At 43.4% G+C, this 26434-nt stretch carries 24 protein-coding genes; 10 read left to right on the top strand and 14 right to left on the bottom strand.

Annotated features, from left to right (window positions below):
* Positions 1–50: 50 nt before the first annotated feature.
* Genes DUL71_RS19155 through DUL71_RS19145 form a run of 3 tightly spaced genes read left to right on the top strand, consistent with a single transcriptional unit; the run spans position 51 to position 2451 of the window.
* A complete protein-coding gene (locus tag DUL71_RS19155; protein WP_112576073.1) occupies positions 51–830 on the top strand; it encodes an MlaE family ABC transporter permease in 780 nt (259 codons plus the stop codon).
* 2 nt (positions 831–832) lie between these two features.
* Positions 833–1624 carry an ABC transporter ATP-binding protein gene (locus tag DUL71_RS19150; RefSeq protein WP_114939601.1) on the top strand — a complete coding sequence of 264 codons (792 nt, stop codon included), beginning with the start codon at positions 833–835 and terminating at the stop codon, positions 1622–1624.
* A complete protein-coding gene (locus DUL71_RS19145; RefSeq protein WP_114939600.1) occupies positions 1621–2451 on the top strand; it encodes an MlaD family protein in 831 nt (276 codons plus the stop codon). Before DUL71_RS19150 ends, DUL71_RS19145 begins: the two co-directional genes overlap by 4 nt.
* A 192-nt stretch (positions 2452–2643) precedes the next feature.
* Here DUL71_RS19145 and DUL71_RS19140 read toward each other — a convergent pair whose 3' ends face one another.
* From DUL71_RS19140 to DUL71_RS19115, 7 genes are all read right to left on the bottom strand, one after another.
* Positions 2644–4581 carry a retaining alpha-galactosidase gene (locus DUL71_RS19140; RefSeq protein WP_244228797.1) on the bottom strand — a complete coding sequence of 646 codons (1938 nt, stop codon included), beginning with the start codon at positions 4579–4581 and terminating at the stop codon, positions 2644–2646.
* A gap of 416 nt (positions 4582–4997) precedes the next feature.
* Positions 4998–5891, bottom strand: coding sequence for a hypothetical protein (locus tag DUL71_RS19135; protein WP_114939598.1), 894 nt, complete (start codon positions 5889–5891; stop codon positions 4998–5000).
* A gap of 65 nt (positions 5892–5956) precedes the next feature.
* On the bottom strand, positions 5957–7189 hold the full coding sequence (locus DUL71_RS19130) for a family 16 glycosylhydrolase (protein WP_208645599.1): 1233 nt from the start codon (positions 7187–7189) through the stop codon (positions 5957–5959).
* Between the two features lie 41 nt (positions 7190–7230).
* Positions 7231–7536, bottom strand: coding sequence for a fascin domain-containing protein (locus DUL71_RS32410; RefSeq protein WP_208645598.1), 306 nt, complete (start codon positions 7534–7536; stop codon positions 7231–7233).
* Complete coding sequence (locus DUL71_RS19125) at positions 7533–9113, bottom strand: glycoside hydrolase family 30 protein (RefSeq protein WP_244228796.1); 1581 nt, start codon at positions 9111–9113, stop codon at positions 7533–7535. The genes DUL71_RS32410 and DUL71_RS19125 overlap by 4 nt, the downstream gene beginning before the upstream one ends.
* Before the next feature lie 739 nt (positions 9114–9852).
* The gene (locus tag DUL71_RS19120; RefSeq protein ID WP_114939597.1) at positions 9853–11769 is read right to left on the bottom strand and encodes a 7TM diverse intracellular signaling domain-containing protein; all 1917 of its coding nucleotides are present in this window, start codon (positions 11767–11769) and stop codon (positions 9853–9855) included.
* Positions 11770–11959: 190 nt separating this feature from the next.
* Positions 11960–13444: a glycoside hydrolase family 30 protein gene (locus DUL71_RS19115; protein WP_114939596.1), complete on the bottom strand. Its 1485-nt coding sequence runs from the start codon at positions 13442–13444 to the stop codon at positions 11960–11962.
* A gap of 223 nt (positions 13445–13667) precedes the next feature.
* Between DUL71_RS19115 and modA the strand changes: the two genes are divergently transcribed.
* The 3 genes from modA to DUL71_RS19100 are packed head-to-tail and all read left to right on the top strand — an operon-like array spanning position 13668 to position 15754.
* A complete protein-coding gene (gene modA, locus DUL71_RS19110) occupies positions 13668–14444 on the top strand; it encodes a molybdate ABC transporter substrate-binding protein (RefSeq protein WP_114939773.1) in 777 nt (258 codons plus the stop codon).
* Between the two features lie 15 nt (positions 14445–14459).
* On the top strand, positions 14460–15131 hold the full coding sequence (gene modB, locus DUL71_RS19105; RefSeq protein WP_114939595.1) for a molybdate ABC transporter permease subunit: 672 nt from the start codon (positions 14460–14462) through the stop codon (positions 15129–15131).
* Entirely contained in the window at positions 15128–15754 is a 627-nt protein-coding gene (locus DUL71_RS19100; protein WP_114939594.1) for a sulfate/molybdate ABC transporter ATP-binding protein, read from the top strand. Before modB ends, DUL71_RS19100 begins: the two co-directional genes overlap by 4 nt.
* Positions 15755–16136: 382 nt before the next feature.
* On the opposite strand, the gene DUL71_RS19095 is transcribed toward DUL71_RS19100, so the two are convergent.
* The 3 genes from DUL71_RS19095 to DUL71_RS19085 all read right to left on the bottom strand — a co-directional run bounded on the left by DUL71_RS19095 (position 16137) and on the right by DUL71_RS19085 (position 18288).
* Positions 16137–16769: a hypothetical protein gene (locus tag DUL71_RS19095; protein ID WP_114939593.1), complete on the bottom strand. Its 633-nt coding sequence runs from the start codon at positions 16767–16769 to the stop codon at positions 16137–16139.
* Between the two features lie 120 nt (positions 16770–16889).
* The gene (locus tag DUL71_RS19090) at positions 16890–17168 is read right to left on the bottom strand and encodes a NifU family protein (protein WP_112568188.1); all 279 of its coding nucleotides are present in this window, start codon (positions 17166–17168) and stop codon (positions 16890–16892) included.
* Between the two features lie 31 nt (positions 17169–17199).
* A complete protein-coding gene (locus DUL71_RS19085; RefSeq protein WP_114939592.1) occupies positions 17200–18288 on the bottom strand; it encodes an Mrp/NBP35 family ATP-binding protein in 1089 nt (362 codons plus the stop codon).
* Positions 18289–18403: 115 nt separating this feature from the next.
* Here DUL71_RS19085 and DUL71_RS19080 point away from each other — a divergent pair, with 115 nt between their 5' ends.
* Both DUL71_RS19080 and DUL71_RS19075 read left to right on the top strand, forming a co-directional pair.
* Positions 18404–20659, top strand: a complete 2256-nt coding sequence (locus DUL71_RS19080; RefSeq protein ID WP_114939591.1) for a transglycosylase domain-containing protein — start codon at positions 18404–18406, stop codon at positions 20657–20659.
* A gap of 150 nt (positions 20660–20809) precedes the next feature.
* Positions 20810–21439 (top strand): NAD(P)H-dependent oxidoreductase, encoded by a 630-nt coding sequence (locus DUL71_RS19075; RefSeq protein WP_114939590.1) that lies wholly within the window; start codon positions 20810–20812, stop codon positions 21437–21439.
* A 157-nt stretch (positions 21440–21596) separates the two neighbouring features.
* Here DUL71_RS19075 and DUL71_RS19070 read toward each other — a convergent pair whose 3' ends face one another.
* Positions 21597–22607, bottom strand: coding sequence for a LacI family DNA-binding transcriptional regulator (locus DUL71_RS19070; protein WP_114939589.1), 1011 nt, complete (start codon positions 22605–22607; stop codon positions 21597–21599).
* A 196-nt stretch (positions 22608–22803) separates the two neighbouring features.
* Here DUL71_RS19070 and DUL71_RS19065 point away from each other — a divergent pair, with 196 nt between their 5' ends.
* Entirely contained in the window at positions 22804–23169 is a 366-nt protein-coding gene (locus DUL71_RS19065) for a response regulator (protein WP_161964468.1), read from the top strand.
* Positions 23170–23264: 95 nt separating this feature from the next.
* Positions 23265–23519 carry a hypothetical protein gene (locus tag DUL71_RS19060; RefSeq protein WP_244228795.1) on the top strand — a complete coding sequence of 85 codons (255 nt, stop codon included), beginning with the start codon at positions 23265–23267 and terminating at the stop codon, positions 23517–23519.
* Positions 23520–23680: 161 nt separating this feature from the next.
* On the opposite strand, the gene DUL71_RS19055 is transcribed toward DUL71_RS19060, so the two are convergent.
* The 3 genes from DUL71_RS19055 to DUL71_RS19045 form a co-directional block, all read right to left on the bottom strand.
* Positions 23681–24412: a heavy-metal-associated domain-containing protein gene (locus tag DUL71_RS19055; protein ID WP_114939587.1), complete on the bottom strand. Its 732-nt coding sequence runs from the start codon at positions 24410–24412 to the stop codon at positions 23681–23683.
* A 331-nt stretch (positions 24413–24743) separates the two neighbouring features.
* Complete coding sequence (locus DUL71_RS19050) at positions 24744–25304, bottom strand: AraC family transcriptional regulator (protein ID WP_114939586.1); 561 nt, start codon at positions 25302–25304, stop codon at positions 24744–24746.
* 13 nt (positions 25305–25317) lie between these two features.
* The gene (locus DUL71_RS19045; RefSeq protein ID WP_114939585.1) at positions 25318–26388 is read right to left on the bottom strand and encodes a serine hydrolase domain-containing protein; all 1071 of its coding nucleotides are present in this window, start codon (positions 26386–26388) and stop codon (positions 25318–25320) included.
* Between the last annotated feature and the right edge of the window lie 46 nt (positions 26389–26434).

Below are 26434 nucleotides of genomic sequence, written 5' to 3'. Positions count from 1 at the left end.
AACAATTGAGCCTTGCTTTGTTGTAGTTAACAATTATTTAAGATTCACTGATGGAAGCACAGCAGGAACTAAGCGGATGGAGAAAATGGCTTGAAGGCATAGGCGACTATGTAGTATTCTTCACGCGGTTTTTTCGCAACATATTTGCCGGCGGCTTTGAATGGTCGGAGTTTGTGAGGCAATGCTATGAAATAGGCTACAGATCCATGATGCTGGTGGGCATTACCTCCTTCATCATGGGCCTGGTGCTTATTTTGCAACTCAGGCCATCGCTCATTACACTCGGAGCCGAAAGTATGTTACCCAAAACACTTTCGGTTGCGCTTGTTCGTGAAATAGGGCCGGTTATTACTGCCATTATCTGCGCCGGCAAAATAGCATCAAGTATTGGCGCCGAGCTGGGCAGTATGAAGGTTACCGAGCAGATTGATGCCATGGAAGTATCTGGCGCCAACCCAGTGCAATACCTGGTGGTTACACGGATATTGGCTACCAGCTTCATGATCCCATTATTGGCCATTATAGGTGATGCTATCGGCCTGTTTGGTGGTTTTCTGGCGTTAAACTTTACTGATAGTATCAGTTTCTCTCTTTACTTCAACAAATGTATAGCCTCGCTTGATTTTACTGATCTGTTGCCCGCTGTAGCTAAAACTGTGCTTTTTGGTTTCGCGGTGGGCTTTGTGGGATGTTATAAAGGGTATCACTCCGATAAAGGTACCGAAAGTGTAGGCGTGGCGGCTAATTCGGCCGTAGTGACTGCTTCGTTATGGATCTTCATTATTGACGCGATAGCTGTCCAGATCACCAGTTTGTTATTTTATAAATAAAGATGAAAAAAGCAGACGAACATACCGAGCCTAAGAAAAAGGAACCTGAACAAAAGCAGGAGGTGGTGATCCATGCTAAAGGCATCAAAAAATCCTTTGGCAAAAAGAAGGTGCTTAAGAATATCACTTTCGACCTGAAGAAAGGCGAGAACATTGTGGTGCTGGGTAAATCGGGTCAGGGAAAATCTGTGACCATTCAGTGCGTGGTTGGTATGCTGCAACCCGATGGTGGTGAGCTGGAAGTTTTTGGTGAGAATATAACTGCCATGAACGATGACGAGTTGAAGCAGTTAAGAATGAAGATAGGCTTCCTTTTTCAGGGAGGGGCACTGTATGATTCTATGACAGTCCGTGATAACCTGGAGTTTCCGCTTACGAGGGTGTTAAAACTCAAAGACCAAAAAGAGATTAATAAAAAGGTGGAAGGTGTATTAGATGCCGTTGGTTTGTTAGACGCGATAGATAAAATGCCTTCAGATCTGTCGGGAGGGATGCGAAAAAGGGTAGGCCTGGCCCGTACGCTGATAGTTAACCCCGAGATTATGCTGTACGATGAGCCTACTACAGGGCTTGATCCCATTACATCCCGCGAAATTAGTGAGCTTATTAATCGCCTGCAGCGCAAATATGAAATATCATCAGTCATCATTACCCACGATATGGAATGTGCCCGCATTACGGCCGACCGGATCCTGGTAATGGATGATGGCGAATATATAGCCGAGGGCTCCTATAAAGAGCTCGAAAAATCGGATAACGAAATGGTTAGATCTTTTTTTAATGAACCTTCATGAAAACTACGTCATCTCAAAAAATAAAAATAGGCCTGTTTACCTTTTTGGGGCTAGCGGTGCTGTTAGTAGCTATATTTTTAATAGGCAATCAAAAAAGTCTGTTCAATTCAACCTTTCATGTTTACGGGCGGTTCAAAAATGTAAGCGGCTTACAGGTAGGTAATAATGTGCGGTTTGCGGGTATTAACATAGGTGTAGTACAGTCAATTAATATTGTTACCGATAGTTCGGTACGGGTTGACCTTACACTGAATAAAAGCGTTAAAAAGTTTATCAAGAAGGATTCGAAGCTAAGTATAGGCAGCGATGGTTTAATGGGGGATAAGCTGGTTGTAATAGCACCGGGGGGCATTGTTAGCCACGAGGAGATTGAAGACGGCGGAAAGTTAGGTTCGATAAACCCGGTTGATGTAGACAGGATTATCAATAAACTTACCCGTGTGGCAGATAACGCCGAATCGCTGACCGAAAACCTGACCGGCATAGTTGCCAAAATCAATAACGGGCAGGGAAGTATAGGTCGCCTGTTGAACAGCGACAAAATGGCCCGCGACCTGGAAGGCACCGTTAAGCAAGCCCAGACTACCATAAAAACAGTTCATAGTACAACCAACACGCTTAATGAAGACCTTACCGCTGCGCAGCATAACTTTTTGCTGAGAGGTTTCTTCAACAAGAAAAAGAAAATGGAGCAAAAACGCCAGGACAGTATCCGAAAGGCAAAGGAGCAGATTCAGGAGGATAAAGAAAAGGCAGCCAAAGAAGCCCAGAAGCAAAAGGAAAAAGCTGCTAAAGAAGCTGCTGATAAGCAGAAGGATAATAATTGATTAAACACTAATGTCATTTCGACGAACAAGCCCGGATATTGTGAGGTGGCGTGAGGAGAAATCTTATACTACATGCGCGATCGCTTCGCATGGCGTATAAGATTTCTCTTTCGCCCCGGCGCTAATACCTATCCCTGCTCTATCGAAATGACAGTTTTTTTAATTTAATATACTGTAAATCAGTGTGTTAAATTAATTAACTTTCTCCAATCTCGCTGCCCAGCCACCTCCGGAAGCCAACTTAATATTCAGCTTATCTTTTGAGGTTAAATTAACTACAGTTCGCTTGTAATCAGTGCCATCCTTGTCGGCATTGATGCCATCTTCAAAAATTACGGCTTTATAAGTGCCTTCGCCTAAAAAGGAGAGATCGATAGCTAATTCACGTGCATCCCAATTAGTCATTGCGCCAATGTGCCACGTGGAACCTTTTCGACGGGCAATGGCAACGTATTCGCCTACTTTCCCGCTCAGGGCAACGGTTTCATCAAACGTTGTGGGCACGGCTGCTATAAAATCGGTGCTTTCCTGTTCTTTTTGATAGGCCGTTGGGTTATCGGCCATCATTTGTAACGGGGCTTCAAAAATGGTGTACATGGCCAACTGATGGCAACGGGTCCCCTGGCTCATGGGGTTACCATTAACCGGGCGAAAATTGGCTTTACTGGCATTACGCATAGCTCCGGGAGTATAGTCCATCGGGCCGGAAAGCATCCGGATAAATGGGATACTTACGTCGTAAACAGGATGATCTTTAACACCCCATTTTACGTTTTCCAGGCCTTTAACTCCCTCAAAATTAAGAATATTAGGAAAAGTACGCTGGATGCCGCTGGGTTTATACATACCGTGGTAGTCTACAATCAATTGATTGTCAGCTGCTTTTTGAGCTATTTCATATAATGAAGAAACCATCTTTTGATCATCACGGTCAATAAAATCTATCTTGAAACCTTTAATGCCCATTTTTGAAAATTTGGCCATAGCCGCATCCGTTTGCCGGGTGAGGGCGTACCAGCTTGTCCACAAAATAAGGCCAACATTTTTTTGTTTAGCGTAATCAATCAGTTCCTGCAGATTAATATCCGGCGAAATCTGGTTCAGATCGACAATGTTCGACCAGCCTTCATCCAATACTACATATTCTACCTTATTTGCCGATGCAAAGTCGATGTAATATTTATAGGTTTGGTTGTTGATACCCGCTTTAAAATCAACATGAGTGATATTCCAATCATTCCACCAGTCCCAGGCTACTTTACCGGGCTTTATCCAGGACAAATCTTTGATACGCGATGGTTCTGATAGTCTTTGAACTATATCATTGTTAGCCAGTTGTTTATCATCTGTACTGATGATCACAACCCGCCACGGAAAGCTGCGCGTGCCTTTGGTTTTGGCTATATAATCGGCGCGACCGTTAACCACATAATTCATATTGGCATACCCGCCGGTAGTTTCAACTGTAGGATATTTTGCGAATGCACCCTGCAAACTTTGCTCATTTCCGGTTAAATACATTCCGGGGTAATCCTGCAGATCGGCTTCAAGAATAGCGACTTTTTTATTATTCCCAACATCCACTAAAACCGGCAAAAACGCCAGGCTGTCCTTAGTTACTTCCGAAAGTTTAAGCTTACTATACAATGCTTCGAAAGAAGTTGTCCATCTATCTTTATTGCGGTAATCATTTACAAAGGGGAGATACGCTTTATCATCATCCTTAAAGTTGAAATTGGCTTCTTCATTCATAATGGTGATATCGCCTTTTTTCTGCGTGATGAAACGATAAGCCACACCATCATCATAAGCCCTGAATATCAGCGAGTAGTCTCCTTTTAAATTGATAATGAGCTGATTGTATTGATCGTGTACTTTATCTTTTTTATAGATAGGTGTATTGAAATACTGATCAACTGATGTGGTTTTTGCGTTTTTTACTATGGGTGATTTTCCCAAAACTTCGCCGCTCTGAAGTGTCATAGATATATCCGATGGCATGATAATCTCAGTATCCTCGTGTTTCACCAACCATGTTATCTTATCTCCGGTTGCCACGCTCAGATTTATCTTGCCATCCGGCGATTTAATATGATAGTTTTTTGTCGTTTGGGCAATCAAGATTGACATGGAAAGACAAAGGAAAAGCGTACATAGGAGTTTCATCTTCATCGGGAGCGGTATTAAGGGTTTAAATGATGGTTTACAGCAATCTAAACTAAGTAATAATCAGCTCAATGAATGATGATTTTATGACGATTTGTGGTGAGATATATACTAAAACCATGTCATTGCGAGGAGGGACGACGAAGCAATCGCATGCTATACAGGGCGGTTATGCTTAGGTGCGGTTGCCACGTTTCACTCGGAATGACATGTTTTTTAAAAAACGCATGCCGACGCTCGGCTCCAGCCGAGTGTCAGTTATTGCCCGGCCTCCCGGCCGGTGTATGCCGTATAAAGGCCAGAGGCCTTGGGATAGTTACCACTCGGCTGGAGCCGAGCGGTGGCGGTTTTTTTAAAAACCGGTGTCAGCGTAGAAAGCTTTACAGTGAAACTACCAACCCTCCAAATACCCTAAATCCGTTCCTGAATGCGCCATTCATCTGGGTTTTATCAACTTCTCCGCTGTTGAGATAAAGTTCGTCGGTACCATTACCGGTTTGCCAGTGCAGGTACCCGCCGCCGGCTTGTATAGCCATAAGTTTGCTGATGGAGTAGGCCAACGTGCCATTCATATTTAAGCCATAGCCGTTAGCATGGTGGCGGTAACTAACCGGATGCTGAAAAGTAGTGATCAAATTCCAGTTGCCCTGTGCATTGTAACTTACCTGGTTATAGGTGATATCGGCGTTAAATCTTAACTTTTCTATTATTTTAAATGAAGCTATAGCCTTAATAAATGCACCTTTCCATTGGGTTTGATAACTACTGTTTAAGCCTGGAAAACGGTTAGCATCATCATATAAATATAACGATTGCCTGTTATCACTGTAGCCAGCATAAGGAGTAAGCTTAAGCCAATTGTCATTAATTAATTGATATCCAATGCCTAAAGCCCAGCCTTGTGTATGGCCTTTACCTGCATTAAACGTTTCGTTATAAGTATTGCCGGTGCGGTTATCACCGCTGTAATCCGAATCATTTACTGTGCCCGATGTGATAAATTGGCGGGTATAATCAGCATAAACACTAAACTTTTGATATACATTCCATTGCAGGGATGCGGCAATATTTTGTCCGCCGAGTTTTGTCCATTTTAATTCCGAAAAAACATTAGGGTTTTGACCATTGCTGTTGCCGGCTATCGACCAGTGAAAGCTTTCGCGCTGATAGCCATCGGTAATATTAAACTGCAGTTTGTTATTACCAGATTGGGCATATAACACAGGAGTGCTTATCATCAGCCAAAAAAAACAAAAGCCGGTAAGTTTTTTCATGGATAGGTTTATAAAACAGAAGCCTGCCCTTTTAATCAAGGGCAGGCTAAATATATCATTTTAAATTATTGATTTACACCAAAAGCCTCCCAGCCCGATGCTGTTGCACGGGTACAGGTCATGGGTTGAGTACCGTTTTCGCTTGAGATAAATTTGCCGTTATTACCCCTGAAGGTAACTTTTCCGTCGGTAGTTGGCACCCAGTCAAATTTTTCCCAGTCGCCTACGGTAGTGCGGTTACAGGTGATGGCTTGAGTACCATTTTCGCTTGATACATATTTACCCATAGCCTGTAGCGCTACTTTGCCGCCGCCTGCGTCAACTACAGTAAATTGTTCCCAGGCCGATGCTGTAGGACGGTTACAATTCATGGCTTGTGTGCCGTTTTCGCTGCTAACGTATTGGTTGTTAAAGCCTTTTAGGGTAATAGTTTGCCCAATAGGTGGGTTAGTGCTGCTACCGGAAAGGTCATAAACCCGCACATAATCAACCACCATATTGCAAGGCAACGCGCCATCGTTAATGGTATTACCAGGTAAATCGCCGCCGATAGCCAGGTTAAGGATGATAAAGAACGGATTATGGAACGCTCCGGTATTGTTAATGTTATTGGCAATGTTACCGGTTACATACAAGGTATTATCTACATACCAGCGGATAGAATTGGCATCCCATTCAACCGCGTAGGTATGGAAGCCGGTTGGCGTTGTGGTAGTGCTGCCGCCATATTGCACATGGCCGCCGTTGTTATACCAGTGCATGGTGCCCAAAATAGTATTGGAGGTGTTTACCTGCTCCATAATATCTATTTCGCCGCATTGCGGCCAGCCTACGGTGCCGATATTTGCACCCAGCATCCAGAATGCGGGCCAGGTACCCTGAACCCCCGGAAGTTTGATGCTTGCCTCAATACGACCTGATGTTGGTTGGTATTTACCGGCAGTAGTCAATTTGGCCGATGTATACGGCTGACCGCCAACTGTTTGCTTGCGGGCGGTAATAGTGAGGAAACCTCCTGATACCGTGGCATTTGCCGATTGGTAATATTCTTTTTCATTGTTAACCCCGGGGTTGCCGTTATCAATGTTCCAGTTAGCTGTGTTAACACTGGTGCCGTTAAATTCATCGCTCCAGAGCAGCGTACCGGCCCTTGGTGTGGTGCTTGAGCCGCTTGTTGTTTCATCGGCTGTTTTAATGGCAGGTGCCGGCCTGTTCAAATCCTTGCTGCAGGATGAAATTAAGAGCATGAACGCCGACGCGGTAACGGCACTCTTCGCAAAGTTTAAAAGTTGTTTCATAATGATGGTATTGATGAATAATTAATTGGTTTCGTAAGTAATTATTGGTTTACACCAAAGGCTTCCCAGCCCGATGCCGTAGCGCGGGTACATGTCATGGCCTGCGTGCCGTTCGCGCTGGAGATAAATTTGCCGTTATTGCCCCTTAAGGTAACCTTGCCGTCGGTTGTAGGTACCCAGTCAAATTTTTCCCAGTCGCCATACGTTGTGCGGTTACAGGTAATGGCCTGTGTGCCGTTTTCTGATGATACATATTTACCCATCGACTGCAGCGCTATTTTGCCGGCCCCTGCATCAACAACAAGAAATTGCTCCCATGCAGATGCTGTAGGGCGATTGCAATTCATAGCCTGAGTGCCATTTCGCTGCTTACATATTGATTATTAAAGCCTTTTAGGGTGATAGTAGAGCCAATAGGCGCGCCAGAGCTTGAACCGCTTGATTGTGTGCCTGTCCATTTAAAGGTTGCTACAGCACCCGCGGCTAAAGTGTAAGTGAAAGATTCGGCACCCCATTTTACTTTAAAGCTGGTGCTTGACGAGCCATTGTTAAGGGCGATAAGCACTTTGCTACCATCCGCGTTTTTGAAAGCCACATTTTGGATACTGCCTGATAGGTTTGAGGAGATACGCACAGCACCCGGACGTACAAATTTTGAGGCATGGCCGATGATATAATAACCAACGTTACGGGTAATAGATGTGCCGCTAACGGTGATGCCGCCTAAACAGGTGCTGCAGCCCCCTGCTGTATGCGGGTTATTGTTTGGATCGGCTGCAAGGTTCCATTCAAGCACGTTACGGCTCCAGTTGCGGGTTGCGCCAATAATCAGCGTGTTAACGTGCCATGAAAGGTCGCCGCCAAAATTGCTTGGTGCGCCAACCCATTGCTCTGTGAAGTAAACGTTTTTGTTAGGATAGGCATTATGCACATCGGTTAGAGAACTGATATTGCCTGCGTACAGGTGAAATGCAGAGCCGTCAACGTAAGGATTAGCACCACCATCGGCAAGTACGGTTTCGGGATAATCTATTCTGTCGGTATTATGATCATAGGCTATGATCTTGGTTTGGAAACCCGCCGCCCTGATTTGCGGCCCGAGGTTGTTTTTGATAAAATTAGCCTGCTCATTGGGCTGCATCACCATGCTTGGGTTGTTGTAAGGATTAAGCGGCTCATTCTGAGGTGTAATGGCATCGATAGTAATACCCTGGGCCTGCATAGCCTGCAAATATTTTACAAAGTAGCGGGCGTATGCATCATAATAACCGGCTGCTGTGTTTAAGCTACCGCCGGTGTATCCGTTATTACCGGTTGTGTTCACCTTCATCCAGGTGGGGGCTGTCCATGGGGTAGCTATAATTTTGATGGATGGATTTATGGCGATGATCTTTTTAAGGATCGGCAGCAGGTCCTGATTTTCGGCACTGATGCTGAAGTTGTTCATGTTAAAGTCGCCGGCGGTTTGGTTGTAGGTAAAATCGTTGGCGCTGAGGTCGGAAGCACCAATACTGATACGGATATAGCTGATACCAATTTGTCCGTTGGCCGTACCAAAAAGCTCATTAAGTACATTGGTTTGATTGGCTCCGAGGCCGTTAAGCAGTCCGGCGCTGCCACCGGTTAAGGTAAAACCAAAGCCATCGATGCCCTGGTAGGTTTGGGTTTCGTCTACCGTAATGGTTGTTGCATTGGTACCGGCATCGGCAGCAAAGTTAAAGCTAGTTTGAGCCTGTAAAAGCTTAGATTGGTCGGCAGTTGTAAGCCAGGCGTTTACTACTTCGTTGGCTGCGCGGGCCACGGTACCGCTTTGCTTTTGATCAGGCGCTTCAGGGGCGTTTACATTCTTTTTACAGGAGTAAAAAGTAGCGGCAGAAAGCAGGGTGAGGGCTGCAAGCCGCATTAATTTGTAATTGATTTTCATTTAGTTATTATTTAGTTGATTGATTTGATATTCAAAAAACATCACATAAGCCGCTATACAACAGTTAAATACATATAATGATATTTAACTGTCGCTTAAGAATATCAAAGCATTGTTTTGGGGCAGATGCGCCCATACAATACTGTTTTCCATAAAGCAGAGCTATGTATAGCTTAAAATTGGTTGTAGCAAATCTACAGGAATTTAAACGGATCAATCAAATAAAATGTTCATAAATAATTGATTTATAGTGTATTATATGGATTTTAATACGCTTGCATCACATGGTTTAAAACTGTAAAAATTACTTTAAATGGCCTGTGCAACGTTTTTGTTGCAATGAAAATTTTTTTGTGATACGCTTATTTCACAATTGCTTTTAAAGCAATAAGCAGTAATTATAGCTTTGAGCTATAAATAAATAACAGGAGAGGGGGTAGGAGTAAAAAGTAGACAGTGTAAAACTTCCCGGTTTCACTTTTTACTGGCGCAAGTATGAAGGGCTGGCAATATGGGTAAAGGCTACTTGGGCCTTTCTACGGAAGATTAGCTGTGGGTGGCTTGTCATGCTGAGCCTGTCGAAGCACGTGCGCAGAGGCCCACCCCGCTATGCTTCGACAGGCTCAGCATGACCCCATTTTTAATTATGTCATGGGTAGTGACGAAGGATCCTCTTCACTATGCATTGCGATTCTGCTTAGCGAAGAATGACGATCTTTTTTAATACTCTTGAAACTAATTACTTATCTGCTGCTCCCGAATTATCAATCACCAATTTGCTCCATCCTTTATCACCGGCATTTTTGATCTCTTTTTTTCGTTGCTCCATTACTTTTTTGATGCGTGAGCTATATGCCCAACAAGTACTTTGGCGAATAGAGAGGATTTCGGAAAGTTTATGTGATGAGATCTTGCCCTTGGTTGAGTACATCAGGAAGATCATATAAAAAGCTTTATTGATAGGGATGCGGGTATTTTGCAGAATGGTGTAGGCTATCACCGATTCTTCATAACCACATTTTGAACATCTGCGACTATAGGGGAGATGCCCGCTGCCATAGTGGGTGTTGCTGCACTTGCGGCAGGCATAGCCATGTTCCCATTTCAGGTCGGATAGGAATTTGAAACAGGTCTCCCTGTCCGGATAAATGCGGCTGAACTCTTCAAAATCAACTTCGGTGAGCATTACCCTGTCGTGGGTTACTTTTTCGATATCGTTGTGCAGGATGATATTATCTTTTTCGAGCAGCACATTCATGCGCGAGATCTCTTCGGCTTGTTGCTGCAGCAATTCGTTAACTGATTTCAGTTCTTCATTTTGTTCGGCAATCATTGATGATTTTTCAACCAGCTCACGGGTACGTTCCTGAACCTGGACTTCGAGACTGCGGTTAAGCGTATCTTTCAGCTCCTCATTTTGCTTCATCTGTGCTATGATATTTTGCTGGGCAACGTCCTTTTCCTTTTTTAGGATCCGCACCTTATCACCTATAGCAAAAGAGATGAACAGCATCTCCATAATAAAACAAACACTCAGGCTATAATAATCAAACTCGGTAACGGGAAGCCACCAGATATTTAGTGCTATGCAGGTTTTAATGATAAAGCCCGTAAGCAGGAAGGTATAACCGATAACAAAAAAGCGTGCCGGCTTATAGCCTTTGATCAGTACATAACAACCGGCATAAAAGGAGATGCATAGCGGTAAAAATTCGATGATCTTGTAATTGAACCAGGCCATATTAATAGTTATACAGGCCAGGAAATAAAGACATCTGAAAACGATAACCCCTTTTATCACCTTGTTTAAGCGAGGGGCGTTAACTTTTAAATTAAGGAGTTTTTGTGCGAAAAGAATGGCGAAAATACTGGCCGAAAACAAGGCTATACCGTAAGCATAGTTGTTCCATGCGGGATAATCCGGCCAGATGTATTGGTAGGCTATCCCATCGGCGCACATTTCATAAAGGCCGATGCTCAGGTTATAGATAATGTAGTACAGGTATTGTACCTGGCGCATGGCTATGAACATCATGAAATTATACAGGCCAAAAACCAGGATCATCCCGTAAAAAACACCGAAAAAGAAATATTCGTCAAGCGCATAGCCGATAAACCGGCTTACCGTGCGTAAAACCATGATCACATTAACCGAGTGCCCCGAACGGATGCGGATGTAATAAACGTCATCGGGCCCATGGTTGCTGTTTATGTTTACACTAAAGTTTTTGTGTTTGTAGAAACGGGCGGAAAAAGGATGACTACTGCCTAATGAAGTTGCCCGGTAAGTATCATTGACCGGCGAGTAAACGGTAATGCTATCAATGGTTTGATCAAAAAACTCCAGGATCCAATTGTTATTGGTGGCATTGGTCTTACCAATTTTTATACGGTACCAATAGGCCGAGTTATTATGCTGGGTAACGGGGGTAGGTTGCGGATTTGCCTGAAATTTACCCGCAAGATAAGCGGCGTGGATGCCATCCAGACCGAGCTTTCCGGTTGTATCCTCAAAATAAATGATTTGCTTATATTCAAAAATGTGCTGGTTTACATTATCATTTATTTGAACGGTAGTTTGGGCCTTTATGCCTGTTGAAAAGCATAAGCAAAACACAACAATACCGATAAATGATCTCAGTAGCAGTTTAAACATAGGCTCAGCAAAAAGGATGTTTTTCGCACCTGTAATGTTGGATTCATTACAGGCGCGAATGAAATGGTTGTTTGGTTAGCGTCAGGCCGGATACAATTATAATATTTTTATTTTTCTATTCCTATTAAAAGTACGATATACAGTTATTTAAATTGTTAATTTTTAGCTATTTGTTGTTAATATACGGTTTTTACCACACATAAGTGGCTACCGAACCGTTGGCTAAAGTGCTTGAGGCTGTTTTTCCATCTATCTTAAAATTAAAGGTTTGCTGACTTCCGCTTGAATTTAGCACTATTAAAACTGTGCTGCCATCGGTATTTTTGAAAGCCACGTTTGGTAAGCCTGCTACGTTATCAGAAGAGATCCGCACGGCCCCCGGTCTCACAAATTTTGAGGCATGTGCAATAATATAATAAGACACATTTTTTGTTACCGCCGATGATGAAGTAACCGTTAATGCTCCGCGGCAGGTTGTACAGCCACCATCGGTATGCGGACCGTATTCTGTATCGGTGGCAAGGTTCCATTCCAGTACGTTGCGGCACCAGTTACGGGTTGCGCCGATAATGAGGTTGCTTACATGCCATGACAAATCACCGCCGAAGCCTCCGTTTGAAGGGGTATATTGTTCGGTAAAATAAAGGTTTTTGTTAGGGAAGGCATCGTGCAGCGGGCCAAGCGCGCTGATATCGCCATTATATAAATGGAAAGCCGATCCATCAACAAAAGGGTTAGCTGCGGCATCGCTGAAAATGTCTACGGGATAACGGGTATTATCGGCATTGTGATCATAAATAATGATCTTGCTGGTGATACCTGCTGTTTTAAACTGAGGGCCAAGGTTGTTTTTAATAAAATTAGCCTGCTCGTTTGATGGCATATACATAGCCGGGTTATTATTTGCGTTCAGCGGCTCGTTTTGCGGTGTTATGGCATCAATGGTAATGCCTTCCGCTTTCATGGCCTGAATGTATTTTACAAAGTAGCGGGCATAAGCATCATAGTATGCTGTATTTAAACTGCCAGCTTTAAATCCGTTGTTGCCAAGCGTGTTAACCTTCATCCAGGTAGGGGCCGTCCAGGGGCTGCCTAATATTTTAATGTTCGGGTTAATAGCAAGGATCTTTTTCAAAACGGGGATCAGATCGGCTTTTTCGGCATCGATAGAAAAGCTTTTCAGGTCGACATCTGTTTGACCGGGCGTTACTTCATCATATGTATAATCGGTAGCACTCATATCAGATGCGCCTATGCTGATGCGGAGATAACTCACGCCAATGTGGGTGTCATCGGTCTGGAAAAGATCTTTCAGCACTTCGTCCTGTTTTTGAGCAGTAAGTTTATTGAGTACCATGGCGCTGCCTCCGGTAAGGCAATAACCAAAGCCATCAATAGTTTGGTAGGTAGTGGCCGCATTGATATTAATAGTTGAGCCGCTGCCAGCTGTTGTGCTAAAATTAATAGCTGCATTTTGTTTAGCGAAAGCAATGGTTTGATCGGCAGTAGTAAGCCACATGGTCACATCGCTTTTAACCGGCGTTACTACCGGTGGCGTAACGGGCGGAACAGTGGGCGCTGGCGTAACGGTTGATTTTTTGCCACAGGCTTCGCCACTAAAAACGCCGACAGTGATAAATGAGGCTAACAGAACTCTTGTAAAATTATTTTTCATTCAGGGATACGTTTAAAGCCGGATTGACTGAAGTTTAGCGGCTTTATTTTTGTTAAAAATTGGTTTATTTGATAGCTTAACATTACTAATATATGAACCGCTTATGGCTATAACAAGCGTATATTTGTGGTGTTGTGGTATCAAATGGCCATTTTTAAGAAATTATGATACGCTTGGATACCAAACGAAACTATTGCCTGCAAGGCAAAAAACTATAAAAGCTATGCAAAGCGAACAATACAATACCAATTCAAAAAAAATTATATTTTTTTTATTTACCCTGCTGTTTACAGCATGTTTAAATGCAAACGCGCAGAATATCCGGGTTGCGGCGGCAGCCAACCTGCAGCCGGTAATGGAGGTTTTGCAAAAAGACTTTAAGCAAAAAACGGGTATTACTATTGATGCCGTAATAGGCTCGTCGGGTAAGTTGGTAGCACAGATTAGTAACGGAGCACCGTTTGATGTGTTTTTATCCGCGGACATGAGTTTTCCGGAGACCTTGTTTAAGAATGGTTTCGCGAAAGAGAAGCCGGTAGTGTACGCCTCCGGCAGTCTGATTATTTGCAGTACGCAAAATATCGGTTTTGAAAACTGGGAGCGGATGCTGCTTTCGGCTCGGGTAAAAAAGATCGCGGTAGCTAATCCTGCTATTGCTCCTTATGGTAAAGCCGCGGAACAATCGCTTCAGGATAAAGGCATTTTGGATGATGCTAAACCTAAAATTGTTTATGGCGAGAGCATCTCGCAGGTAAATACTTATATCACCACAGGTGTGGCTGATGTTTGTTTTACCACACAATCGCTGGTGAAGGAACTCGGAAATAAAACAACATTATATTATAAGGTTATCGACCCAAAAAGCTATGAGCCGATACAACAAGGTATCGTGATCCTGAAACACGGTGCTGATAACCCTTCGGCAGATAAATTTTATCGCTACATTTTAAGTCCGGCCACGAAAAGTATTTTCAAGGCTTATGGTTACCGGGTGCAATAATTTGTATTTTTATTGATGGACCTATCGCCCATATGGCTTACGTTAAAATTAGCAGGCATTACAACACTGTTGCTGCTGCTTATCGGGTTGCCGTTTGCCTGGTGGCTTTCGCGGGGCAGATCATTTATTAAGCTCATCATCGAAGCAATTATTACCATGCCTTTGGTGCTGCCGCCATCGGTACTGGGCTTTTATTTGCTGCTGGCTTTTAGTCCGCAGTATGGTTTGGGAAAATGGCTGCATGATACTTTTGATGTACAACTGGTTTTCTCTTTCCCTGGCTTAATCCTGGCTTCGGTGATATACGGTATGCCTTTTATGGTAGGCCCGGTAAAATCAGCTTTGCAGCAATTGCCGGCATCCCTGGCCGAAGCGTCATACACGCTGGGTAAAACCGAATGGCAAACTTTCAGGTATGTGTTATTACCCAATATCAAACCATCATTATTAACGGCGGCAGTTTTAACCTTTGCCCATACTTTGGGCGAGTTTGGTGTAGTGTTGATGATAGGCGGGAACATTCCCGGTGTTACAAGGGTAGCATCTATCGCTGTGTATGACTCGGTAGAAAAGATGGACTATGCCTCGGCAAATAATTACTCGCTCATTTTATTTTCCATTACGTTTATCTTGGTGATGACAGTTTTTATATTCAATAAATACCAGGCGAAAGGTCCCTTAGCATGATCAAGGTAAATATTGAAATCAAGCTAAAGTCCTACCACGACAGGCAACTGCTTAAAATTAAAAGGCAGTTTGCCGCGGGCAGTATCACTAAAATTTTAGGCCCATCCGGTTCGGGAAAAACTACTTTGCTGAAAATGATAGCCGGTTTGGCATCGCCCGAAAACGGGACAATTGTAGTTGATGGTATTACCTGGTTTGATGCTGAACGAAAAATTAGCCTGCCGCCTCAAAAAAGACATACGGGGTTTGTATTTCAAAGCTATGCCTTGTTCCCGAACATGACCGTACAACAGCACCTGGAGTATGCTACAACAGATGCGGGCTGGATAAAGCAATTAGTAAAACTTGGGCAACTGGATAAATTTGTTGATCATAAACCCGACCATCTCTCTGGAGGCCAACAACAGCGCCTGGCCATTTTAAGAGCCTTAGCCATTAAACCCAAACTGCTTTTAATGGATGAGCCGTTTTCGGCTCTGGATAGCAAAATGAAAACTACGTTAATAGCTGAACTTAAGCCTTTAATTAAGCAATTGGGACTTACGACTATTATCGTAAGTCATAATTTGCAGGAGCTGGAATTGTTTGAAGGGGAGGTAATAGATTTTGAGGGGTTATCATAAACCTCCTTTGGAGTAAATTGGTTACTGTTTTGTTCTGCCTGGAGATTAGGGAAAACCAAAAAATGTCATTACGAGGAGGAACGACGAAGCAATCTCGTAGCTATACAGGGCGGCCATGCTTCCGTGCGATTGCCGCGCTACGCTCGCAATGACATGATTCTGCCACCGCTCGGCTCCAGCCGAGTGGTAACTATCAAACGGCCTCTGGCCGCCGAAGCGCATTCAGTTAAGTTAATAGAAAAATTGGTCGAAGTTTAGTCACTACGGCCGGAGGCCGTCGCAATAATTACCACTCGGCTGGAGCCGAGCGGTGGCGTTTTATTTTCTAATTCGTTATGCTGCTATTATTGGCACTAATAATAGCATAGAGGAAAAACCTTAATTATTTACTATTACTCTTATCCCCGTCAGATATTGACTTGATGAGGCTGCCCCATGCAAGTGGGTTTAACAACGGGTTTGGGGTAAGCGAGTGCGAGTTCAGGATAGTGGTGTGCATGCTTTGCGCATTGGCAGATTGTATTTCCTGGGCATCGCGGGGTAAAGTATTGTACAGTGCCGATAAAGTTGCTTTGCTGATGTTTTTGCGGGCTATTTCCAAATCATCATCGGCAAGTTTTATAGCCAAAAAGTCTTTCTTAAACTCATCGGTAGTTGCCCACGGAAACACGTGGAACGTAGGCAGGTTAATGATCTGCGCTTTAAGGGATACCTGAGTAGTATAGCTTTCATTCGGCAGGTTTGCCGGTATAACCACAGTAACCGGCGCGTAGCCAACACAGGTAAAACGCAGGGTATCGCGTTCGTGTACTACAAATGAGAAGTATCCCTTGTAGTTGGATACATTAATAATGTTATGTGCTGTTGTATTGGTAATGGTTACGTAAGGGATAGTGATCTTGGCACTATCGGCATTATGTGTGATGCCTGTAAACTGCACAACAGGGCGGTCTTTGCTTTGCGCAAAAGCTCCCATTGATACAAACAGAAATAACAGGCCAACTAAATACTTCATAAAACCATTAACTACTTACCTCAACATATATTACGCTGACAGGGTTAAAATAGTTTTTAAACTTCATCAAAAGTAAGTCATATCCCCAATTTGAACCGGGGATTTAACATTACTTAACAATTACCTTAAATTTTCCGGAAGTACGGCATTAGGGTCGTCAATGTCCGTTAGGTTAATGGCCTCAATGGCGGTAACTTCGGGCACGGCTTTTTTAATGGCCTGCTCAATACCGGCCTTAAGGGTCATGATGCTCATTGGGCATGATCCGCATGAACCCAGCAGCTTTAATTTAACAACACCTTCAGGAGTTATCTCCTCAACAGAAACATTCCCCCCATCAGCCTCCAAATACGGACGGATAGTATCTAAAGCTGCTTCAACCTGATTTAATAAACTCATTTTTATTAATTTATAACGTTATGTAAAGTTATTAATTATTTACAATATTTTCTGCACTTAGTGCTTTGGCGTTTGATATGGCAACCTGCTGGGCAACGCGCTCGGCCATTTCAACAAAGGCGGCTGTCATTGGGCCATCCTCTTCAAGCACAGTAGGCTTGCCGGCATCGCCCGAATCACTGATTCCTTTAATTAATGGGATCTCTCCAAGAAAAGGGACTTCCAATATCTCGGCCAGTTTGTGGCCACCGCCTTTTCCGAATATGTAATATTTATTCTCCGGCAGTTCGGCAGGGGTAAAGTACGACATGTTTTCAACCACTCCTAATATAGGCACATTGATAGCCGGCATCATAAACATGCCAATTCCTTTTTTAGCATCGGCAAGCGCTACGTTTTGCGGCGTGGTAACAATAACTGCCCCTGTTACCGGGAAGCTTTGTGTTACTGTGATATGGATATCACCAGTACCCGGCGGCAGGTCGATCACTAAATAGTCCAGATCGCCCCAGTCGGCATCATTAAACAATTGTTTTACCGCGGTTGATACCATCGGCCCACGCCATGGCACGGGTTGGTTAGGATCTGTAAAGAAACCTATCGACAGTAATTTGATGCCATATTTTTCAATAGGCTCAATGCGTGTTTTGCCATCAACCTGGCTGGCCATTGGGCGTGCACCTTCCAAACCAAACATAATAGGTACCGATGGGCCATATATATCGGCATCAATCAAACCAACTTTAGCACCTGATTTTGCCAGGCCTAAAGCCAGGTTTGCAGCTACGGTTGATTTACCAACGCCGCCTTTGCCCGATGCTACAGCTATTATATTTTTTACACCCGGTACCCCGGTGTTTTTTTGAGTTGTTACCTGCGAGGTCATGTTGATATTAATAACGGCCTCTTTGCTCACAAAATGGAGGACTGCATTGCGACATGCATTTTCGATCATGGCCTTTAACGGGCATGCCGGTGTGGTAAGCACAACCGAGAAGCTTACGTTGTTGCCATCGATACGGATATCCTGGATCATGTTAAGGGTTACGAGGTCTTTTTTTAGATCCGGTTCCTCAACATTGCCCAGCGCCTGTAATACTTGTTCTTTAGTAATTGTCATAATATGAGGCAAATTTATGAAAACAGGTCGTTGATTAAGTTTATTGGGAAACAATTTGCATAAACAACCGTTTGCAGGGGATAAGATTTAGTTTAGTTTTGGATAAAATTAACAAATGAAGCGCCTTAATCCTAAATATATACGCATAGCCGCATACATTCTCGTTCCCTTAATTCTTATTCTGCTTATCGGCGGATATGTTGCCTACTCAAAACGCGGAGCACTGCTCGAAAAAGCCATTGACAAAGCTAAATTAAAAGCCAAAAGAGATTATAATTTAGATGTAAAAATAGGATCGGCCCGATTTACCGGCCTAAGCACAGTTTCATTTTCGGATATCAGCATTGTACCTGATGGGCGCGATAGTTTGCTGAATATAAAAAACTTTGTGGTGAGTGTAAGGATCATGCCGCTGGTGTTGGGTGAGGTAAAACTATCGGATGTGGTATTACAGGACGGCTTCATTCACCTTATCGATAAGAATGGGGTTAAAAACTTCGACTTCCTGTTTAAAAAGAAAAAGGATTCGACGGCTACTGATACTAAAGCCGATTTAAGCAATATAGCTCATAACCTGATCAACGAAGTACTTTATAAGATTCCGGATAACTTGGCGCTCAATAATTTCATGATCAGCTTTAAAAGTGACAGCGCGCAGCTTAAGCTTTTAGCCCAAACAGCGCTGATCAAAGACGGACAGCTAAGCTCAACTATAAAAGTAAACGATGGGGAAGCTACCTGGCACTTTGCCGGTAAAATGCATCCGTCGGATAAGGACATCGACGTAATGCTTTATGCCGATAATCGCCAAAAAGTGGAGCTGCCTTTCATCGAAAAGAAATTTAACCTGAAGCTTAACTTCGATACGCTGCAAACCAAACTAACCAAGGAGGATCACAGCAGCGGCGAAACCTCGATATCGGGTTCATGGTCGGTAAAAAATTTGTTGATCCATCATCCAGGCATTTCATCTACGGATATTGTGTTCCCGGAGGCTGCTATTGACGCCGATGTTAAAGTAGGTACCAATTATGTATCTATCGATAGTACCTCCACCATCCATGTAAAAAAATTAACAGCCCATCCATTTATTAAATACACGCTTAACCCGGTAAAAATTTATGAACTGAAGCTGAACACCGGATGGCTTAACGCCGCCGATATGTTTGATTCGTTCCCTACCGGGATGTTTGACGCGCTTGATGGGATCCAGGTTGCCGGTAAGCTGAACTATCACATGAACTTTTTCATGGATACTTCAAAACCCGACGATTTGATATTTGATTCGGGGATGGATAAAGATAACTTCCGGATCCTGAAATTTGGTCGCACCGATTTAACCAAATTGAACAGCCCATTCATTTATACGCCATACGAAAAAGGCAAACCAATGGCGCCGCATTTGATTGGCCCGGAAAACCCTGAGTTTACCCCGCTGCAGCAGATTTCGCCTAATTTGAGAAACGCGGTGATGACAGCGGAGGACCCTTCATTTTACACCAATCATGGTTTTGTGATGGAGGCTATCCGTAAATCAATTGCTACCGACTTTAAAACAAAAAAATATAAACGCGGTGGCAGCGGGATCTCGCAGCAGCTGGTTAAAAACGCTTTCCTGAGCCGTGAAAAAACCATGGCGCGTAAAATAGAAGAGATCCTGATTGTTTGGCTTATCGAAAACAACCGCATCATGACCAAAGACAGGATGCTGGAGGTTTATTTTAACATTATTGAATGGGGAAAGAACATTTATGGTATTGCCGAAGCATCACATTATTACTTTGGCAAAGCGCCGTCTGAACTTAGTTTGGGCGAAAGTATTTACCTGGCCAGCATTGTTCCATATCCTAAAGGCGGCCTGTACGCGTTTCAGCCGGATGGCAGTTTACGACCGGGACTGCATGGCTATTTTAACCTGATAGGAAAGCTGATGGCTATAAAAGGTTATACCGCCCGCGATACCAATGCCTATGGTTTTTACGAAGTGCGCTTAAGAGAGAGCCTGCGCCGCCAGATTGCACCAGTTGATACTGCTACTGCCGATAGCCTCATGAAACAAGGCGGAGCAGACGATGACAGCATTTTACCTGTGGTTGAAGAGCCTGTGAAACGGCCAAATTTCTTCCAGCGTCTTTTCGGTAAAAAAGATACTACCGAACAAAAAGCGGAAGAAAAGCAGAAACAAAAAGAGCAAACCTTAAAAGAACAGATCAAAGCCCAAATAGAGGCGCTCAAAGCCGAATACAAGCTGAAGATTGACGCCGTAGATACCACGGGCGGCCGAACCCGGAAAGAAGTGCGACAGGAGAAACGACGGTTACGGAACGAAGAGGATGAAAAGGAAAAGGAGCTGAAGGATAAGATGCCGTGAGGTTCCGATATATTATATATTCAAACGGGCATTCTGGTTTGCAGAATGCCCGTTTTGTATTTAATAAACCCGAAAAATTATCAATTTACAATTACATGGCTAAACTTATATGTTTAAACATTTATATTTGTTTTAACAATTGAGATAATCATGTCATTAGTAGAAAAATTACAATGGAGATCGGCTGTTAAGAAATTCGATCCCAGCAAAAAAATAAGTGCAGAACAATTAGATGCTTTAAAAACTGCCATCCAGTTAGCACCATCATCATTAGGTTTGCAATCATATAAAGTGATTGTTGTACAGGATGCCGAAACCAAACAAAAACTACGTGCGGTAGGGTATGACCAGGCGCAAATCACCGATTCATCGGCCCTGTTTGTATTTGCTTCATTAACAAACCTTGACGAAGATTTCGGCAAAAAATTCATCGATCTTGTGGCTTCAACCCGCAGCATTGCCCGCGAAAGCCTTGCAGGTTATGAGCAAATGGTATTAGGCACGCTGGCCAGCCGTACGGATGCGCAAAAAGTTGAATGGTCGCACAAACAGGCTTATATCGCTTTAGGCGTTTTATTGGCCGAAGCCGCAGAGCTTGGTGTAGATGCCGCTCCGATGGAAGGTTTTGACGCTGCAAAATTTGACGAGATCCTTGGTCTTAAAGAAAAAGGATTAACCACTACAGTAATTGCCGCGGTAGGTTTCCGTGCCGAAGATGATGCATACAGCAAAATGATAAAAGTACGCCGCCCACAAGGCGAGCTTTTTATTGAAGCGTAAATTTTTTGGTTGATTAGGTGAATGGTTGATTAGGTTAAGTGGTTTTATATGCTGAGATTAAGCCACTCACCGAGCCAACTATTCACAACTCAGCTAAATAGGTTGATTGAATGACTTTAGGTATTAGAACTAAACCATTCACCCAATCAACTACTCACTACTCACCAGTCGAAGACTTCCTGATAAACAGCTTCGATTTTAATACATGCTCCTTTTTAGACGCACTGCCGTTATTTTCGAGTACATCGAATAATAGTGTCGCCGCTTTCACACCCATTTCATAGGCTGGTTGTGTAATAGTTGAAAGGGGAGGACACAACAGCGGGGCTACCCTAAGGCTCGAGAAACTAATTACTTTCAGATCATTGGGTATTGAAATGCCGAGATCATTACAAACATAATAGGTGGCGAAAGCCAAACGCTCTACCGAACTGAAAATGCCATCGGGTTTAATTTCCTGCAGGGCTTTTTTAAGGATCTTATAATTCACCTTTTCGTCGTTGCTGCAGTCGATAACCAGGTTATCATCAAACGCGATCTTGTGTTTGGCCAGGGCGTCCAAATACCCCTGCATCCTCACCTTACCAATCGAAATACTTTTATTAACCACCAGGTAGGCTATTTTTTTGCAGCCGGTTTTAATCAGGTGTTCGGTAGCCGAAAAACTACTGTCATAGTCATTGGTGGTTACTTTGGCAGCCTCGATATCCTCATAAACACGGTCGAAGAAAACAACAGGGACGTGTTTTTTTTCCAGTTGGCCTAAATAATTATGGTCATTGGCCTCTCCGGATACCGACATGATAATACCATCGGCCTTGCCGTTGTTAAGATAGTTTACAAACGAAACCTCTTTTTCAAAAACATCATCGGTGCGGTAAAGCAAAATATAAAAGCCTTTTTTTCGGGCAACCTCTTCAATTCCGTTTATGGCCTGCGAAAAAAAGTCATTAGCAATTTCAGGAACAATAACGGCAAGGGTTTTGGTTTTTTTATCGCGAAGGTTACTGGCGTAGTGGTTAGGTAAATAATTATGTTGTTTGGCGTAAGCCAGTATGCGCTCTTTGGTATCTTTATTAATATCAGTATTTCCGTTAAAGGCCCTCGATACAGTTGAAGTGGATATGTTGAGCTCTTTTGCCAGTTTCTTGATATTAATATTATCCATTTTTACCTGCTAAATCTATTTACTACATGCCAAATGTAATAAAACAGATCAATTGTGTTTAATAATCAAGGCGATAAATGTTAAAATCTCATTAGAAAAACAGACACTGTTTGATATAGGGTTTTGCCGCTTAACTGTAAGTTAATCAATGGCATGTGCTTTGTATTGCTATTATGACCTTAAGAAGGGCACGGATATGGCGAAACGAATTTTGATAGTTGATGATAACGAGCTGATGATAGAGGTAATGACCTACATTTTGCTCGGTAAAGGTTACCAGGTAGCCTCATCAACCCGTGTCCAGGAAATTTTTAAGATCATTAAAGCTTGTCATCCGGACCTGGTGATCCTGGATGTTGTTAATGCGGGTATGGACGGACGGGAGCTTTGCCGGCTTATTAAATTGAATTCAGCAACAAAAAATCTGCGTGTAATTGTTTGTTCAGAAAGTGAGGAAACGGATGCAATCATACCACAAAAAGGAGGTCCGGACGACGTTTTGCACAAGCCATTTGGCATGAACAGCCTCATCCACAAGGTTGAATTACAGCTGGCCGCGTAATCGGGTTTGTAAAATAATTCGCTGAAATAAAGGCAGTTAAGATATTAATTGAAGCCATAAACCAACTGTTGTTGTTTTTATAACGTGGGATATGTATGTTTACCGGAGAGAAGATAAAGATGGGATTGCCACTAAGAATAACTTTTAACGATACCGATTACGTGTATCAAATCAACACCTCGCCAATTACTTCGGCCACCAGCGAACTCGAAATTTTATTGAACGGAGAGAAGATCATTTTGCAAAAAGATGCTCGCCGTGTTTGGGTGCAAGCTGGCGAAGGCCCTGTGATTGAACCGGACTTTGCTCAGGCTTTAGGACGCTCTGTGGCTTTGCGGTTCAGGATGTAAAAAAAATGTCATTTCGACGAACAGGGCAAGGATTTGCTTGGGAGTAAGGAGGAATCTTATACGCCCGGTCTGCAAACTTTACATGGTGTATAAGATTTCTCTTTCGCACCGATGCGCAGCCCTCTTCCGATCCATCGAAATGACATTCTGTTAGGGGCCTTTTACATCAGGCCCAATGTCACAATCCCCATCAAAATCATCAAGCCATCTTCAATAATGGTTACGGTGCTCATGGGCAGGTTAAACACAGCGCCAAGGCATGCGCAACGGATCTGCCTTTTATTGAAAACGCTTTGCAGTACACCAACAAGACTTATAGTCATTACTATAACCATGATCGTGTTGACTGCTGCCGGTGCTATATTCAATGCAAGGGCAAGACCCAAGCCCAATTCAACAAAAACATAAGCGTAACCCCATCCACGCCAGTGTTTGGCTACTACATCGTACATGCTATAGCTATCGGCAAAGCCGCCAATATCCAGCAGCTTGAAAAATGAAAACACCAGGAAAAAGCCGCTCATGAAAACGCGCATCATGGTCATGATGTTAAATGCGCTGCTATAGCCCGCAATTAATGATGCCGCCAGCAGATATCCGAATATAAGCAGGATGGGTTTATAAGTTTGAAGCCATGTGCGGTTTTCGGTATCATCGGCCATACTCATAGTATGGTGGTTCGGCTCTGCTTCGCTAAGTTGATATTTTGGATAGGCGGCGAGCGCCTGCTGAAGATCGGCTGTTGATACGTGCTTTGTCATGGTGATATCGGCGGTACCTTCGGCCAGTGAAATATCAACTTTCTCAATATTAGGGACCTGTTGCAACAGGCCTTGCACCTTAGCAAGACATCCGGTGCAGGTCATTCCGGTAATGTTATATGTATGCGTCATGATAATTTGTAATTGTTGATACAAAATTACCATGGGGTTGTGCGTAAGCTGTTACAGTATTATAGTTATGATTTATAAGATTTACAGGTGTGGGAGAACAGGGGATAATAAGATAAGCTATTAAGTATTTGTCATCCTCAAGAACAAAGGATAACAATAAAAAAAGGGGGTTATGCTGAACCAGTAGAAGCATAGCGGTTGGGGCCTCTGCGCGCGTCCTTCGACAAGCTCAGGATGACAGGCTCTCCACACCTAAGACATCTATACTTCAAAGGCATTGGATTTCATCACTCCGTGTACATTCTTTGATAGGCAGGCCCAAAAGGGCTTTCTATATATCCTCCAGATTCCTTCGTTTACTGCCCTGTAAAGCCTTAAAAGCAGAAGGCGTCATCCCCGTTACCTGTTTAAATTGACTGGACAGATAAGCAACACTGCTGTAACCTAATTGAAATGCTATCTCCGAGAGATTAAGCTCATTGTAAACCAGCAGTTCCTTTACTTTTTCAATTCGCTGGGCGATGTGGTATTTTTCGATAGTTGTACCTTCTACTGCCGAAAACAGATTACTGAGGTAGCCGTAATCATAGTTAAGCTTTGATGTAAGCAGGGCAGAAAGTTTTAAGGGCGATTGTGTTTCATTATAGTGAACATGCTCAATAATAAGCGTTTTGATCTGCTCAATAAGGCGGCTCTTTTGATCATCTATCAATTCAAAACCAAGTTCGTTTAATGAACTTTCTAATTGTTTAAGCTGTGATGTGGAAGGAGCTTCCTTAACTTCTACTTCGCCAAGGTCAACAGATAAGGGCTGCAACCCGGCTTTTTCAAGCTCGGTTTTCACCATCATCTTGCAGCGACTGCAAACCATGTTTTTAATATACAGCTTCATGGCTGCAAAACTACTACTTTACGGCTTCATCCACCAGTTGCTTTAGTTCCTTGTAGCGTTGCTGCCGGCCGTCGTTTTTAAGATAGAAAGTCATCATAAAGGCGGCATATTTTTTATCCTTGTCAATCCAGGGGAAACTACCGAACAGTCCCGGACTGCTTACTGTGTGCTCATCAAATACCCACTCGCCATATCCGTAACCTAAACCTCCGGCTTCGGCAGGGGAGTAGGCTATCTTTACGTCGGGCGTGATCCTGTTTATCTGCATCTGTGCTATACTGTTCTCGCTCAGGATGCGCTTGCCGTTAAAAACGCCGCGGTTCATGATCATGGTTAAAAAATTCAGGTAATCTTCGGGAGTACTATAAGCCCCGCCGGCGGGTAAGGCCACTTTGGCGTTACCAAAATCGGTGTGCTGCATATTCAACGGGCGCGCTATGCGCTCGGCAAACAGGGCTTCAAAGCTCTTGCCGCTAATCTTTTCCAAAATGGCACCGGCAATCTGCAAACCGGCATTGCTGTAATGAAAAACCTTTCCAGGTGTGCCTTCCATTGGTAAGGCCGCAATATCGGCAATGGCATCGTCCATCGAGTTATCCTGGCGCATATCCTCCAGGCTTTCTTTTAAGGGAGGGGTTTTGATCCCCGTTTGATGCGATAAACACTGACCTATGGTGATACTGCCTTTCCCATGTTGGGAGAGCACAGGCAGGTATTTGCCAACGGTATCGGTGAGTTTTATTTTACCTTCATCAACAAAGGTCATTACCAATGTGGCACTTAGCCATTTGCTACAACTGGCAATAGCTGCCCTTGAAGTAGAGGTGTAATCATCCAGATCGGCCTTTTTACCTTGTCTACGGGCTACCATCCGGCTTACAAATTTTTGCCGCATATTCATGTCATTGGCGGCATGGTTATAAACGATCTTGCCATCCTTATAAATAACAAGTACCACCCGGCCACCCATTTCTGAAGCATGGTCGTTTAACCAGTTATCAACCTTGCTGAAATTGTATTGCGCATCCGCTTTAACAGCGCAAAGGGAAATAAGCAATAAGAGTAAGATTGATCTTGTTTTCATTTGTTGGGATGATTTATGCGCGTGTTTGACTGCCAAGCTAATTTAA

The organism is Mucilaginibacter endophyticus (genome assembly GCF_003351025.1).
Lineage (GTDB): Bacteria > Bacteroidota > Bacteroidia > Sphingobacteriales > Sphingobacteriaceae > Mucilaginibacter > Mucilaginibacter endophyticus.
Note: the sequence above shows the minus strand (reverse complement) of the source record. Positions and strands in the feature narration are given on the sequence as shown.

Excerpts from the sequence above, each read along its gene's own strand:
- DUL71_RS19155 (WP_112576073.1), top strand. The coding sequence starts at position 51 with ATGGAAGCACAGCAGGAACTAAGCGGATGGAGAAAATGGCTTGAAGGC.
- DUL71_RS19150 (WP_114939601.1), top strand. The coding sequence starts at position 833 with ATGAAAAAAGCAGACGAACATACCGAGCCTAAGAAAAAGGAACCTGAA.
- DUL71_RS19145 (WP_114939600.1), top strand. The coding sequence starts at position 1,621 with ATGAAAACTACGTCATCTCAAAAAATAAAAATAGGCCTGTTTACCTTT.
- DUL71_RS19140 (WP_244228797.1), bottom strand. The coding sequence starts at position 4,581 with ATGTCAATCTTGATTGCCCAAACGACAAAAAACTATCATATTAAATCG.
- DUL71_RS19135 (WP_114939598.1), bottom strand. The coding sequence starts at position 5,891 with ATGAAAAAACTTACCGGCTTTTGTTTTTTTTGGCTGATGATAAGCACT.
- DUL71_RS19130 (WP_208645599.1), bottom strand. The coding sequence starts at position 7,189 with ATGAAACAACTTTTAAACTTTGCGAAGAGTGCCGTTACCGCGTCGGCG.
- DUL71_RS32410 (WP_208645598.1), bottom strand. The coding sequence starts at position 7,536 with ATGAATTGCAATCGCCCTACAGCATCTGCATGGGAGCAATTTCTTGTT.
- DUL71_RS19125 (WP_244228796.1), bottom strand. The coding sequence starts at position 9,113 with ATGAAAATCAATTACAAATTAATGCGGCTTGCAGCCCTCACCCTGCTT.
- DUL71_RS19120 (WP_114939597.1), bottom strand. The coding sequence starts at position 11,769 with ATGTTTAAACTGCTACTGAGATCATTTATCGGTATTGTTGTGTTTTGC.
- DUL71_RS19115 (WP_114939596.1), bottom strand. The coding sequence starts at position 13,444 with ATGAAAAATAATTTTACAAGAGTTCTGTTAGCCTCATTTATCACTGTC.
- modA (WP_114939773.1), top strand. The coding sequence starts at position 13,668 with ATGCAAAGCGAACAATACAATACCAATTCAAAAAAAATTATATTTTTT.
- modB (WP_114939595.1), top strand. The coding sequence starts at position 14,460 with ATGGACCTATCGCCCATATGGCTTACGTTAAAATTAGCAGGCATTACA.
- DUL71_RS19100 (WP_114939594.1), top strand. The coding sequence starts at position 15,128 with ATGATCAAGGTAAATATTGAAATCAAGCTAAAGTCCTACCACGACAGG.
- DUL71_RS19095 (WP_114939593.1), bottom strand. The coding sequence starts at position 16,769 with ATGAAGTATTTAGTTGGCCTGTTATTTCTGTTTGTATCAATGGGAGCT.
- DUL71_RS19090 (WP_112568188.1), bottom strand. The coding sequence starts at position 17,168 with ATGAGTTTATTAAATCAGGTTGAAGCAGCTTTAGATACTATCCGTCCG.
- DUL71_RS19085 (WP_114939592.1), bottom strand. The coding sequence starts at position 18,288 with ATGACAATTACTAAAGAACAAGTATTACAGGCGCTGGGCAATGTTGAG.
- DUL71_RS19080 (WP_114939591.1), top strand. The coding sequence starts at position 18,404 with ATGAAGCGCCTTAATCCTAAATATATACGCATAGCCGCATACATTCTC.
- DUL71_RS19075 (WP_114939590.1), top strand. The coding sequence starts at position 20,810 with ATGTCATTAGTAGAAAAATTACAATGGAGATCGGCTGTTAAGAAATTC.
- DUL71_RS19070 (WP_114939589.1), bottom strand. The coding sequence starts at position 22,607 with ATGGATAATATTAATATCAAGAAACTGGCAAAAGAGCTCAACATATCC.
- DUL71_RS19065 (WP_161964468.1), top strand. The coding sequence starts at position 22,804 with ATGGCGAAACGAATTTTGATAGTTGATGATAACGAGCTGATGATAGAG.
- DUL71_RS19060 (WP_244228795.1), top strand. The coding sequence starts at position 23,265 with ATGTTTACCGGAGAGAAGATAAAGATGGGATTGCCACTAAGAATAACT.
- DUL71_RS19055 (WP_114939587.1), bottom strand. The coding sequence starts at position 24,412 with ATGACGCATACATATAACATTACCGGAATGACCTGCACCGGATGTCTT.
- DUL71_RS19050 (WP_114939586.1), bottom strand. The coding sequence starts at position 25,304 with ATGAAGCTGTATATTAAAAACATGGTTTGCAGTCGCTGCAAGATGATG.
- DUL71_RS19045 (WP_114939585.1), bottom strand. The coding sequence starts at position 26,388 with ATGAAAACAAGATCAATCTTACTCTTATTGCTTATTTCCCTTTGCGCT.